The organism is Myroides injenensis M09-0166 (genome assembly GCF_000246945.1).
In the GTDB taxonomy this organism is placed as follows: domain Bacteria; phylum Bacteroidota; class Bacteroidia; order Flavobacteriales; family Flavobacteriaceae; genus Flavobacterium; species Flavobacterium injenense.
On sequence record NZ_BAEX01000015.1, the window covers coordinates 18,641 to 32,484 of the forward strand.

12 protein-coding genes are annotated in these 13,844 nt (G+C 30.4%); 6 read left to right on the forward strand and 6 right to left on the reverse strand.

Annotated features, from left to right (window positions below; all coding sequences use genetic code 11):
- Positions 1 to 114: 114 nt before the first annotated feature.
- The 4 genes from RH98_RS04010 to recF form a co-directional block, all read right to left on the reverse strand.
- A complete protein-coding gene (locus tag RH98_RS04010; RefSeq protein WP_010250773.1) occupies positions 115 to 690 on the reverse strand; it encodes an RNA polymerase sigma factor in 576 nt (191 codons plus the stop codon).
- A complete protein-coding gene (locus tag RH98_RS04015) occupies positions 671 to 1,792 on the reverse strand; it encodes a glycosyltransferase (RefSeq protein ID WP_010250775.1) in 1,122 nt (373 codons plus the stop codon). The genes RH98_RS04010 and RH98_RS04015 overlap by 20 nt, the downstream gene beginning before the upstream one ends.
- 67 nt (positions 1,793 to 1,859) lie before the next feature.
- Positions 1,860 to 2,876, reverse strand: coding sequence for a UDP-N-acetylmuramate dehydrogenase (gene murB / locus RH98_RS04020; RefSeq protein ID WP_262491725.1), 1,017 nt, complete (start codon positions 2,874 to 2,876; stop codon positions 1,860 to 1,862).
- Positions 2,877 to 2,895: 19 nt separating this feature from the next.
- Positions 2,896 to 3,993, reverse strand: coding sequence for a DNA replication/repair protein RecF (recF, locus tag RH98_RS04025; protein WP_010250778.1), 1,098 nt, complete (start codon positions 3,991 to 3,993; stop codon positions 2,896 to 2,898).
- 135 nt (positions 3,994 to 4,128) lie between these two features.
- Between recF and RH98_RS04030 the strand changes: the two genes are divergently transcribed.
- From RH98_RS04030 to RH98_RS04055, 6 genes are all read left to right on the forward strand, one after another.
- Positions 4,129 to 4,905 (forward strand): tetratricopeptide repeat protein, encoded by a 777-nt coding sequence (locus RH98_RS04030; RefSeq protein ID WP_010250780.1) that lies wholly within the window; start codon positions 4,129 to 4,131, stop codon positions 4,903 to 4,905.
- A gap of 12 nt (positions 4,906 to 4,917) precedes the next feature.
- A complete protein-coding gene (gene ribH, locus RH98_RS04035; protein WP_010250782.1) occupies positions 4,918 to 5,406 on the forward strand; it encodes a 6,7-dimethyl-8-ribityllumazine synthase in 489 nt (162 codons plus the stop codon).
- Positions 5,407 to 5,582: 176 nt separating this feature from the next.
- Entirely contained in the window at positions 5,583 to 7,748 is a 2,166-nt protein-coding gene (gene mutL / locus RH98_RS04040; RefSeq protein WP_010250784.1) for a DNA mismatch repair endonuclease MutL, read from the forward strand.
- A complete protein-coding gene (locus RH98_RS04045) occupies positions 7,748 to 8,506 on the forward strand; it encodes a rhomboid family intramembrane serine protease (protein ID WP_026038734.1) in 759 nt (252 codons plus the stop codon). Before mutL ends, RH98_RS04045 begins: the two co-directional genes overlap by 1 nt.
- On the forward strand, positions 8,506 to 9,360 hold the full coding sequence (locus RH98_RS04050) for a rhomboid family intramembrane serine protease (RefSeq protein WP_010250790.1): 855 nt from the start codon (positions 8,506 to 8,508) through the stop codon (positions 9,358 to 9,360). Before RH98_RS04045 ends, RH98_RS04050 begins: the two co-directional genes overlap by 1 nt.
- Before the next feature lies 1 nt (position 9,361).
- A complete protein-coding gene (locus tag RH98_RS04055; RefSeq protein ID WP_010250792.1) occupies positions 9,362 to 10,396 on the forward strand; it encodes an endonuclease/exonuclease/phosphatase family protein in 1,035 nt (344 codons plus the stop codon).
- 37 nt (positions 10,397 to 10,433) lie between these two features.
- On the opposite strand, the gene RH98_RS04060 is transcribed toward RH98_RS04055, so the two are convergent.
- Both RH98_RS04060 and gldJ read right to left on the reverse strand, forming a co-directional pair.
- Complete coding sequence (locus RH98_RS04060) at positions 10,434 to 11,744, reverse strand: UDP-N-acetylmuramoyl-tripeptide--D-alanyl-D-alanine ligase (protein ID WP_010250794.1); 1,311 nt, start codon at positions 11,742 to 11,744, stop codon at positions 10,434 to 10,436.
- Between the two features lie 68 nt (positions 11,745 to 11,812).
- Positions 11,813 to 13,321, reverse strand: coding sequence for a gliding motility lipoprotein GldJ (gldJ, locus tag RH98_RS04065; protein ID WP_010250796.1), 1,509 nt, complete (start codon positions 13,319 to 13,321; stop codon positions 11,813 to 11,815).
- Positions 13,322 to 13,844: the final 523 nt, after the last annotated feature.

A 13,844-nucleotide genomic window follows, 5' to 3' on the forward strand; every position in this document is an offset into this window, starting at 1 on the left:
TGAAAAATCACTATTCGTTAAGAAAGCTATATTATAATGTGCCGTCTAGTATTAACTAATAAAAAATAAGTAATTATAGGAATGTCAATGATAAAAAAAGAGCTAAAAGCTCTTTTATATTGTGAAGTTGTTATCTATTTGTTTGACGATAATTTCTGCCAATAATTTTTTTGCACGCATTATTTTTACTTTTACATTATTAAGAGGTTCGTTAAGAATTGTTGCAATTTCATTATATGATAGTTCTTGGAAGAAACGCAATTCTATCACTTCTTGATAATGAGGTTTTAGTAAGCGAATATAATTTTTAAAGATTTTGATATTTTGTTCTTTAATAATCTCATCTTCAATGTTAGATGAGTCATCTGCTATATTTGTGTAATTAGCTTGGTTTTCATCATTTAAATCTAGAAAAGACATATCTTTTCTTCTTCTAATCATATCAATATGAACATTCTTAGCAATAGCAATTAACCACGTGTTAAAAGCAAATTTAGAGTCATAAGATTTAATACTACTAAAAGCTTTTGAGAAAGTTTCGATTGTTATGTCTTCTGCGTCTGTTTCGTTATTAATTCTTTTCAACATAAAAGTGAAAACTTCACTCCAATAGTGATTAAGTAAGAAAGTAAATGACGCTTGATCTCCAGCTTGTGCTAATTCTATATATTTAGCTATTGTATGTTTCAAATTTTTTGCGTGTGATAAATTGACGGACACTGTAAATAGTAATCATAAAAATATGAATAATTTCTAAGATAGGCAGTACCCAAATAAGATCTTTTACTTCAAACTTCTTAAACATTTTTGCTTTGTAGATGAATACAATAATAAATCTTAAGAGAATTAAACCAACTACAATTTCCCAATTAAATAAAAAGCTTGATAAGATAATTGATAAGGCATAAAATAAAAAATGACATAGGTTAAAGAACCGTAACTTTAATTGAGATCCTATAGAAGCCTCTTTTAATAGTAGATTGCTTTTTTTTAGCTCACTGGTCCAATATGAAGATTTGTTAGGTACTTTTTTTGTAGTAAAACTTTCAGTATCTAAACTAATTGCGACATTATTATTGTTACCTATTTGGCTAATAAATGCATATTCATCACTATATGGCGTCTTCATAAATTTGATAAAACCATTTACTTTATAGAATAAAGATTTATCATACCCTTGATTTAATGCATTTCCATATAATGGCTTTCCTACTTTTGCCCAGGCGAAAAGATCTATAGTTTTAGTTACGTTTTGATATCTGATTAATTGATTAATAAGTGAACGCTTCTTTTTCTCAATTTTTGTATACCCTAAGACTATTTTTTTTGTTGTAGAAAAACAACTGACAAGAGAGAGTAGCCAATTTGTAGAATCTGGCATACCTTGGGGTTCAATAAATACAAGTCGATCGAATTGTGCAACTTTAATTCCTAAGGTAAGGGCGTATTTTTTGTTTCCCCAAAAAGCTTCATTGTTTACTACATTAACCAATTTTACATTTTTATTTTCTAATGTAAATTGTTCTAAAATATCTAAACTATTGTCTTCAGAAGCATTATTTATTAAGACAATTTGAAATTGCGGATATTGTTGGTCTTTCAACTTTGAAAGGAAATCTACTAAATTTTTTTCTTGATCTTTTACATAAACAATAACAGATACAGGGTCGAACTCACTATATCTTTTAGGTAAAAAGTTACTTGAAAAAGATAATGGTCCGTATAGGATTATATATTGCAGTAATTCTATAGCTACAACAGCTATAAATAAATAAAATAATATCGTTAGCATTTATGAATTTCTCTTCTTTTTTTGGTACGCAAATGTACAATTAATCTAATAATCTTTAACTCGATTTTTAGAAGATGTTTACTTCAGGAGAAATGTCAATGCCAAAGATTCCTTTAACCTCTTGTAATATAGTGTCTGCTAATTTTTTAAGCTGCTCTCCAGTGGCATTGCCATAGTTAACTAATACTAATGCTTGGTTATTATGAACTCCAGCATCTCCTAATCTATATCCTTTAAATCCAGCTTGTTCTATTAGCCAACCAGCTGGTATTTTTATTTCAGTGCTATTGACAACATAATGTGGCATAGCTGGATATCTTTTGATTAATTGATCAAAAAAATCTTTGCTAATTATTGGGTTCTTGAAAAAACTACCGCTATTTCCAATTTCTTTAGGATTTGGAAGTTTTTCCTGTCTTATTGCGATAACTACATCACTAATATCTTTAATAGTAGGAGTTGTAATATTTTTTGCTTCAAGTTCTTGTTGAATAGCTCCATATCCAGTTTTTAAAATATGGTTGTGCTTAGTCAGTTTAAAAATGACAGAGGTAATTATATATTGATTTTTTAAGTCATTTTTAAAAATGCTTTCGCGGTATCCAAATTGACAATCTTTATTTGAGAAGGTAGTGAATTCCTTAGTTGACATATTTATTCCTTTACAACTCTCAATCACATCTTTTACTTCTACGCCATATGCTCCTATATTTTGGATAGGAGTGGCGCCAACATTTCCTGGTATGAGTGACAAATTTTCAATGCCGCCGTAATTATTTTCGATACACCATAAAACAAAATCATGCCATATTTCTCCTGCATTGACTTCAACCCACACGAAATCCTCATCTTCTTTAACAATAGTAATTCCTTTAATATTGATTTTTAAAACGATTTTGTCAATATTCTTTGTTAGTAACATATTACTGCCTCCTCCTAAGATAAATAGACTCTCAGGAAGGTTACTTTTTAATACATCTTTTAATGTGTTTAAAGAATCAATATTTACAAAATATTTTGCTTTAGCGTCGATACCAAAAGTGTTATAAGGTAAAAGAGAAATGTTTTGAGCTATTTCCATTATTGTAATATTAGAGCAATTGTTAAAGAATTGTTGTGTCTTGAATTTTAAAAATTTCAAAGTCTTGATTGATACTATTTAATAGTTTTTCAGTTCGATCAGCATGCGTATCTGAAATAAACATTTGACCAAATGTTTCTAGATTTACTAATTCAAGTATTTTTCGAACTCTATTTTCATCTAATTTATCAAATATATCATCAAATAAAAGAATAGGAGCTATTCCTTTTTGATCTTTTAAGAAATCAAATTGAGCAAGCTTTAATGCTATTAAAAAAGATTTTTGTTGACCTTGAGAACCAAACTTTTTGATAGGATGTTGTTTTAGTTCAAAAGCTAAATCATCTTTATGAATACCCACGGAGGTATATTGTAAAATTTTATCTTTAGTTAGATTTTCATTGAACAATTCTTTCATTGATTTTTCATGAAGTTGTGATTCATAAAGCAAAGCTACATCATCTTTATTTTCTGTAATTAATTGATGGTACTTATTAAATATCGGGATAAAATGTTCAATAAAATCTTTTCTTTTGCTGTATATAGGTTGTGCAAGATTTTCTAATTGTTCATTATAAATCTCAAGAGTTGCTAAATCAAAATAATTATTTTGGGCGAAGCTTTTTAATAGTGCATTACGCTGAGAAATAAGTTTTTGATATTGTATCAAAGATTGTAAATAGGTGTTATCCATCTGAGAGATAACACTATCTAAGAATTTACGTCTAGTTTCACTTCCTTCCGTTATCAAATCAGTATCAGAAGGTGAAATGATAACTAAAGGGATTAATCCAAAATGATCAGAAAAACGGTCGTATATTTTTCCGTTTCTTTTTAGAATTTTCTTTTGTCCTTTTTTTAAACTACAAACGATATGTTCATCTTTATCTTCTTTGACGAATGTACCATCAATAACGAAAAAATCTGAATCGTGATTAATGTTTTGTAAGGCGATAGGGTTAAAATAACTTTTTCCGTAAGCCATGTAGTAAATGGCATCAAGGATATTTGTTTTACCTACACCGTTAAAACCTACGAAACAATTTATCTTTTGATTAAAATCGAAAGATTTATCGCTAATATTTTTGAAATTTAGAACATTTAATTTTTTTAAATACACGTGTTTATCTGTTATTTTAACGTTTTGAAGAACGCTTTTATAAAATTTGGTGCAAATTATCAAAAATATAGATAGAAAGCACTTTTATATTACAAGAAAAATCCTATTTTTGCCATTCATTAAACTTTTGTATACATGGCAACTTATAATAAAAGAGGTTATAAAGCCCCAAAACCTGAGGAAAGTAAAGATAGCGAGTTTGACAAATTCAAAGATGTGTCAGATAGTAAAACTGCTGAGGTGTTTAATTCACTAGACGCAAGTGCTAATCGCATGGAAGGATGGGTAGCTCGTAATCAAAAAGCAATTTTTGGAATTGTTGGTGCAATCGCTTTAGTTACAATAGGATATGTTGGGTATGACAAATTTGTTGTAGAACCTAAAAATGAGGATGCTGCAAACCAAATGTTTCAAGCACAAAGCTATTATACTGAAGCTCTAACAAATACATCAGATAAAGATAATTTATATAATCTAGCTTTAAATGGTGGTGAGGGTAAATTAGGATTTTTAAAAGTAATCGAACAATATAAAGGTACTGATGCTGCTAATTTAGGTTATTATTATGCTGGAATGTCTTATTTGAATTTAGGACAGTTTCAAGAGGCAATTAAATATCTAGAGAAGTACAACGGAAAGGGTAATATCCTAGGAGTTTTAGCAAAAGGAGCTATTGGAGACGCATTTTCTGAATTAGGACAAAAGGAAGAAGCTTTAGAGTATTACAAAAAAGCAATAAGTGAAGACCGCAATGATTTCACTACTCCTCGTTTCTTGAATAAAGCGGGTATTGTTGCTTTAGATTTAGGTAAGAAAGAAGAAGCTTTAAAAATGTTTAATGAAATTAAAAATAACTATTTAGGTTCACCTGAATATAGTTCAGTAGATGGATTTATTGGTTTAGCTCAATAGGAGATATACAAAATGGCTACAGCAAATAGAAATCTTTCAGAATACGATAAAACAACCTTGCCTAATGGTAAAGATTTTAAAGTTGGAGTTGTGGTGTCTGAATGGAATGATAATGTCACTAATGGTCTATATAACGGTGCAGAAGCTGCTTTATTGGATTGTGGAGTATTATCAGAGAATATAATTAGATGGAATGTGCCTGGGAGTTTTGAATTAATCTTTGGTGCAAAAAAAATGATAGAGACCTATGAAGATTTAGATGCAGTAATTGTCATAGGATGTGTCATAAAAGGTGAGACAATGCATTTTGATTTTGTATGTGAAGGCGTTACTCATGGAATAAAAGATCTTAATCTAATTTCAGAAATTCCTGTATTGTTTTGTGTGTTGACAGATAACAACATAGAGCAGTCTATCGCAAGAAGTGGTGGAATACATGGAAATAAAGGAACAGAAGCTGCAATAGCAGCAATAAAAATGATAGATCTTAATAGAAGATAAGAAAAATAAAAAGTATAAGTTAAAAAACCTGCAATTTAATCGTTGCAGGTTTTTTTATTTTAGAATAATTTACAAAGTCAATAATAGTAATAGCACTTTTATTTAATTAAATTTGTAAAACTTATGTTTGTAAAATAAATATAAGGATAGCAAACTAACCTACGTAATTTAAGTAAATGTCAAATATAATTCGATTACTGCCAGACCATGTAGCGAATCAGATAGCAGCGGGAGAAGTGGTACAACGACCAGCTTCTGTTGTTAAAGAATTAATAGAAAATTCTGTAGATGCTGGAGCAACAGAAATAAAATTAATATTGAAAGAAGCAGGTAAAACTCTTATCCAAGTTATTGATAATGGAAAGGGGATGGGGGAAACTGATGCTAGAATGGCTTTTGAACGTCACGCAACTTCAAAGATTTCAAGAGCAGAAGACTTATTTGCTTTAAAAACTAAAGGATTTAGAGGTGAAGCATTAGCTTCTATTGCAGCTATTGCACATGTGGAACTTAAAACTAGAACTGCAGAAACCGAACTAGGAACTCATATTATTATTGAGGGAACTAAGGTTGTTTCGCAAGAGCCTACTGTAACTCCAATAGGGACTTCTTTTTCAGTTAAAAATCTCTTTTTTAATATACCAGCTAGACGCAATTTTTTAAAATCAAATAATGTTGAGTTTAGAAATATTGTGGATGAGTTTGAACGTATCGCTTTGGTGCATTACGATGTGCAGTTTAGTTTGATACATAATGGGAGTGAGGTTTTTAATCTTCCTGTGTCAAATATTCGTCAACGTATTGTAAATGTATTTGGTTCAAGAACAAACGAAAAGTTAGTGCCAATTAAAGAAAATACTGATATCGTTGGAATCTCAGGTTTTGTTGGTAAACCAGAGTTTGCAAAAAAGAGTAGAGGCGAACAGTTTTTCTTTGTGAATGATCGTTTTGTTAAGAGCGGGTATTTGCATCATGCTGTACTTGCTTCTTATGAGGGGTTGCTGAAAGAAGGTACTCATCCAAGTTATTTTATATACTTACAAGTACCTGCAGATTCAATAGATATCAATATTCACCCCACAAAGACAGAAGTTAAGTTTGATGATGAACAAGCTTTATATAGTATTTTACGATCTACTATTAAGCATAGTCTTGGACAATTTAATGTAGCTCCTGTGTTAGATTTTCACAGAGATGAATCACTTGACACTCCATATGATTATGAAGGGAAAGAAGCTTCTACGCCAACTATTGAAGTTGATAGAAATTATAATCCTTTTATGCGTGAAGATGGTGTTGATTCTGATCACTTTGAATACAACCCATTTGAGAATCCTTTTGGAGTAAATAAGCAAGATGCTATTTTAGAGTCCAAAATGACTGATCTGATGGGTATTGACGAAACTGATATTGAGAATTTAAGTGGTGGTATAGAATTTGAAGTTAATAAATCGGAAGATGACTTAATGTTGCCATCAAAAGGTAATGAAGATGATTTCTCATTAGAGGGTAATACATTGCATCATAGTTCTAGTGATTATTTAGCTTCTAAGAGTAACGTATATTTCGAATCTGAAGAATCTAAGAAAAGTCAAGGAGGAAAAAGATCAACGTCAACTATTTTTACATCTACAACTAATCAAAATAGCGGTAAAGGTTGGGAGAAAATGTATGAAGGGTTAAAAAATTCTGGTAGCGAGCTCGATGTTTCTAAACTTAAAATTGAACAAGAAATCGTTAATCCAAATTTATTTGATGGACATAAGACTGATATATCAACTTATCGTACATTTCAAATTAATCGAAAATATATAGTAAGTCCTATAAAGTCTGGTATGGTTGTTATCGATCAGGGAAGAGCACATCAACGTATTTTATATGAAAAGTTCATGGAAAATATTAGTGCACAGCAAGCTGCATCACAGCAATTATTGTTTCCATTAACGCTATACTATGCTCCTTATGAAATTGAAATGTTAAGACAACTTCAATTACTATTAAAACAAACAGGTTTTGGTTTTGAGGATATAGCAGAAGATTATATTGTAATATCTGGTTTACCAGTACATGTAGCAGAAAGTGAAGCCTCCATTGTACTAGAAGATTTGATTACTGATTTTCAAGATGGTTTACCTACTACGACATATAGTCAGAGTGATCGCATTGCAAAATCTTTGGCACATAGTTTGGCAGTAAAAACAGGAACAACATTAACAGAAGAAGAACAAGAGAATATTGTGAATTCTTTATTTGCATGTAAAGAACCCAATGTTTCTCCATTTTCAAAACCTACTTTTATCACAATGAAAGTAGAAGATATAGAAAAAAAATTCGCATTATGATGAGAATAACAGATACAGTAAAACATTTAATAATAGTTAATATTATATTTTTTGTAGCGAGTTACTTAATCCCTGCAATGCAAAGCTTATTTGCAATGTATTATGTAGAAAATCCAAACTTCTTTATTTGGCAGCCATTAACGCATATGTTTATGCATGGTGGTATGATGCATATTTTCTTTAATATGTTTGCTTTATTTTCTTTTGGAAGTACTTTAGAAGCGATATGGGGCGGTAAAAAATTTATACTATTTTATTTACTTTGTGGTTTTGGTGCTGCATTATTACATACAGGAGTAAATTATTTAGCTATTAATGATATTACATCTACATTAGTAGATAATGGTTTTTCTAGAAAAGAAATATTAGAAACAATCTATAGTAATAGTAGAAGTTTTAATTATAATACAGCTTGGCTACAATACATTAGTCAAGAACAATTAGTAAATGCGGCAAGTGCTTTTAATACTCCTGTTGTAGGAGCTTCAGGTGCTATTTATGGATTACTTGTAGCATTTGCATTTATGTTTCCACAAGCTGAATTAATGATGATGTTTATTCCAGTACCTATTAAAGCTAAGTACTTTGTGCCAGGAATTTTATTACTTGACTTGTATGGTGGAGTTTCTGGAGGATTTAGTTTGTTTGGGGGTGGAAGTGGTATAGCACATTTTGCTCATATTGGAGGAGCATTAATGGGGTTCATTTTGATGTATTATTGGAAAAAGACACAGTTTAATAAAAACCGTTGGGATTAATGGCAAATATTTTCCAAGATTTAAAAAGGCACTATAAATATGGTGGTATTCTCCAGAAATTGCTTTTCTGGAATATTGGTGTATCTATTGTGTTTTTTATATTCGAGGCATTGCACTCAAGTATTTCACAAAAGTTTTTCTATTGGGCAGTATTATCATCTGATTACAGAGACTTTATATATAAGCCATGGACATTATTAACCTATTCTTTTATACATGCTGGGATTGTTCATTTGATTTTAAATATGTTGGTATTATATTTTGTTTATCAATTATTTAGAACTTTTTTTAATGACAAACAGTTTTTGACATGTTATTTGTTAGGTGCTATGGTAGGGGGGATATTCTTCCTTATTGGGAGTTTGTTTTTACCCGTTGGTAGTGTTTTGGTTGGTGCCTCAGCTGCCGTGATTGCTCCTCTTATAGGTTTAGTTACCTATAGTCCTAATATGGAAGTGAGATTGATGTTAGTGGGGAGAGTTAAGATATGGTATATTGCTGCTTTTATTATTTTGCTGGATATAATACAATTATCAAGTTCTAATATTGGAGGACATTTGGCACATTTAGGAGGAGCTTTTATGGGGTTTGTTTATATTAAATTAGTTAAGGAGGGTAAAGATTTAAGTGTTATCTTTGATAGGATTGCTAATTTATTTAAACGCAAAAAAGGAACTCCTTTTAAAAAAGTATATGTAAATAAAAAGCCAAAAAAGACATCTGCTAACGGTAATGAAGATTTTTTGAAGCAACAAAAGATTGATATTATATTAGATAAAATCAGTAAATCTGGATATGAGAGCTTGACAAAAGAAGAGAAAGCATTCTTGTTTAGATCTGGAAAAGAAGAGTAGTATGCGAAACTTATCCCTACTTAATAAGTTTATTTTTTCACTCAATATTATTGTAGCTATATTGACTATAGCAGGTTATTTATTACCTTTTTTAGCACCAAAGCTTTTTCCTTTTCTCTCGGTTTTTACCTTAGTTTTACCGGCATTTTTAATTGTTAATCTCTTTTTTTTAGTTTATTGGCTATTTCAAATGAAAAGACAGATATGGTTATCTGTACTTATTTTGTTATTAGGCATTACATTTATAAATAAGTTTTATCGTTTTTCAGGGAAGAATGATGAGGTAGAGTCACAAGATTTTACATTAATGAGTTATAATGTTAGGCTATTTAATTTATTTGACTGGATACCTAATAAAGATGTTTCAAGTAATATAAAGGAATTTATTGATTTACATGATCCAGATGTACTTTGTCTCCAAGAGTACTCAAAAAATACAAAATTACGCTTTCCTCAGTATCCTTATAAGTTTATTGTTTCTCACGGCAATAAAATAAAAACAGGACAAGCTATTTTCTCAAAGTATCGCATTATAGATAAAGGAGAAATTAAATTACCTAACTCTAATAATAATGTTGTCTTTGCTGATATTTTGAAAGATAATGATACAGTGCGCGTATATAGTATCCATTTGCAGTCGATAAGTATTAGTCCTGACATTCACGAAAAGATAGATGAAGAGAAATCAAAAAAGATTATTAATCGTATATCAAAAGCTTTTAGAGAGCAACAGTTACAGTCTGAATTAATCCAAGCTCATATGAATGATGCTAATTTTGCTAAAATTATTTGTGGAGATATGAATAATAGCGCTTATTCATATGTGTACAGGAATATACGTGGCAAATTAAAAGACGCTTTTGTAGAAGCAGGAATGGGCTTTGGGAAGAGTTATGATTTTAAGTATTTCCCAATGCGTATTGATTACATATTCGTTGATCCCAAAATAGAAGTGAAGGAATTTAATACATATAATGACTTTTATAATTCTGATCATTTTCCATTAATTACTAGATTAAAAATTAATGATATTTAAAAAAAGAGCTTTTGTAATTTATTCAAAGCTCTTTTTTTTAGATTACCTCTACTAGTCTTTCCAAGGCCATACCTCTTGAACCTTTTATGAGTAATAAGCTGTTTTCGAAATTAGATTTATGTTGCTCGATATAGTCTTTAGCTTCTTCAAAATTTTCAAAGAATAAAAATTTATTATTTGCATCATTCTTGTGCTTGTAGAACTCTTTTCCTATAAATAAGATGTTTTTAGCAGTTGTTTCTCCTATTGATTCAACTAACTTTTTATGCTCTTTAATGCTTTCATTGCCTAATTCAAACATATCTCCAAGTATCATGATTTTAGATAATGGTGAAGATAATGGTGAAGATAATTGGTTAAAGTTAGCTATTGCTACTTCCATGCTGCTTGGATTTGCATTATATGCATCAAGTAATATTTTAGTAGTATTTCTATCTATCCATTGTGATCTATTATTTGTAGGGCTATAATTTGTAATAGCTTTCTTAATATCATCAATATCTACATCAAAGAAAATCCCAATTGTAATAGCTGCAGCAATATTTGTCGAGTTATATATCCCAGTTAAATGAGAAGTAATATCTATATTTTTGTAACTAACTGTTGCATCTGGTTGTGCGCTATATGCATCGAATTTTACATTTGCATCTTTGTCTTCTATACTAAAAGTATATCTAGCGAATGTTAATGTCTTTGCATCTTGTCTAGGATCATCAAGATTGACGAAAGCCATTTTGTGATTATCTTCTAGATAATTATATAGTTCACTTTTAGCCTTTATTACACCTTCAAAACCACCAAAGCCTTCTAGATGTGCTTTACCAAAATTAGTGATGTAACCAAAGTCAGGATTTGTAATTTCACAAAGAAAGGCAATTTCTTCTATGTGATTTGCACCCATTTCTACAATTCCTATATCTGTATCTTCTGTAAAAGATAGCAATGTAAGAGGAACCCCTATATGGTTATTTAGATTTCCTTCTGTAGCTTTGGTATTATATTTTTTTGATAGCGTCGCTAATATAAGTTCTTTTGTCGTTGTTTTACCATTACTACCGGTTAATGCTATAATAGGAAGACCTAGTTGCTGTCTATGATATTTTGCAAGTTGTTGTAACATACCTAGAGCATTAGGAACAAGTAGCATTTTAGATTCGTCTGTTACAAATTTTTTATTGTCCATAACAACAAATGCAGCTCCTTTTTCTAAAGCTTCTTTGGCAAATTCATTAGCATCAAAATTATCACCTTTTAAAGCAAAAAATAGTGAGTTTGGACGGATGTTTCTAGTATCTATAGAAACGCCATCGCATTGCAGAAAGCACTGATATAGTTCTGTAATATTCATAAGTCAAAATTAAAAAAAAAGCCCTAATATATTTACTATTTAGGGCTTTTAAATACTATTATTATAGTTTAATTTTTTGTTTTTCGTTTATCAGATTTAGGACCAACTTTTGTCATAGCTAGACGGAATCCAATATAATCTGCTGCTTGATCTTCTGGATAGAATCTTCTTGTAGCAGGATCTAACCAATAAGCTCTATCTTTCCAAGAACCTCCTTTTATTACTCTTGATTTAGAATCATATAAAGTAGTTCTTTTATTTGATTTCTTAGCTTTCTCTTCAATTTTAGGAGAACTAGCGTATGGATTATTAGCAAATTTAGAACCATCAAACTCTTGTTGAGCTACTTGACCTGGTAAGTTTTTTACTCTAAGCTTACCAGTTGAAAGTGTATCAAACTTTACACTTTGATCAGTAACAATTTCTATTCTACCATCTGGTCCAATTTTGTTTTGATAATAGACATTTCCTTTGTAGAAGTTAAAGTCGGCATCATCATCACCAATTAGTGGCTCATATAAATCAGCTACCCATTCAGCTACGTTACCTGCCATATCATATAATCCAAAATCATTAGGAGGATATGATTTAACTGCATTTGTAATATCACCATTATCAGTTGACCATCCAGCAATACCTCCATAATCACCTCTACTTTGTTTGTAGTTAGCGTATTTTGTATTTAGAACTTGTGGTCTTCCTTTTTTACGTTTTTTACTTTGTTTATCCCAAGGATATTTTCCTTTTCCTTGATAATTGTTGTATTCACGGTTTCCTATTAGACCTAAAGCCGCATATTCCCATTCAGCTTCTGTTGGAAGTCTAAACTGTGCAGTAAACAAACCGTAATTTTGAGTTGCATATTTATTGCGGTTATTCTCGCCAGCCTTGTCGATTACTACATCGCTATTCCCTCCGTATACTGTTTCGGGTGCCGAAAGGTAAGCCTCAGTGCTAAAGTGTGCATCACCATAAGCTTCCATGATTTTAGCATCTTTTTTTAAATATCCAGCTTTTTCTAGCGCAAGTTCATTCACACGGTCAGTTCTCCACTTAGCATAATCACTAGCTTGAATCCAACTAACTCCTACTACAGGATAATTTGCATAAGCAGGATGTCTTAAATAGGTAGTAATTAGTGTTTCGTTAAATCCCGAAGCACTTCTCCAAACTGTAGTGTCAGGGAGTGCACTTTTATAGATTTCTTGGTAGATTTCATTTGTTTGAGGAAATACAGCACTTAACCAGTACAAATATTCATTGTACATAATGTTAGTGGTTTCAGTCTCATCCATATAGAAAGATTGGACATACATTTGTTTAGGATTATTATTCCAATCTCCCATAATATCATCCTGAACCCTACCCATAGTGAAAGTACCTCCTTCAACAGGCACCATTCCTTTTGGAGTTTTTTGGACATATTTGGTGTTATATTGGAATCCTCCTTTTTTATCGTTTATTTTCCATCCAGTGGCAGTTGAAACATTATTGTTTGAATTGCTACAGCTAGAAAAACCTGCTATAAGTGCAATACCTGCCAATAGTTGAAATCCCAAAAGTCTTTTAATCTTCATCTTATTATAAGTGGATATAAAATATTATACGCAATTTAGTAATTAACGTTTAATTAGCAATGTAATATCTTTTAATTACTTCAAAAAACTATTTGTATTTTCTTTTTGAATAGCTAATTATTTATATAACGTTTAACTCTCTTTTGTATTGCATACAATAAAAGTAAATTATTAATGTAATACTCTTTCGCAATTTGGTGCAAATATATATGAAAAATATCTTAAATGAACTATTGTTTTTGTTTGGTTTTGTGAGTTTTTATTAACAAAGTATAGCGGTTTTATAGTAACTATAAAGCTTTTTATCTACCTGTTTTTTTTAAGAATAGTCTAACTATAGAATCGTTTAATTGATGTTTTGTTTAATCTTTGAATCAATATTTTAGTACTAATTGATCGTTTATTTATGATTAGTTCTAATTGCAATACTTATACAAGCAGGACATAGGGTAATACTTATAAATTTAAAAGTTGTTATTTACTTTATATAAGGTAGAGAATACGAATATTAAATATTTAGAGA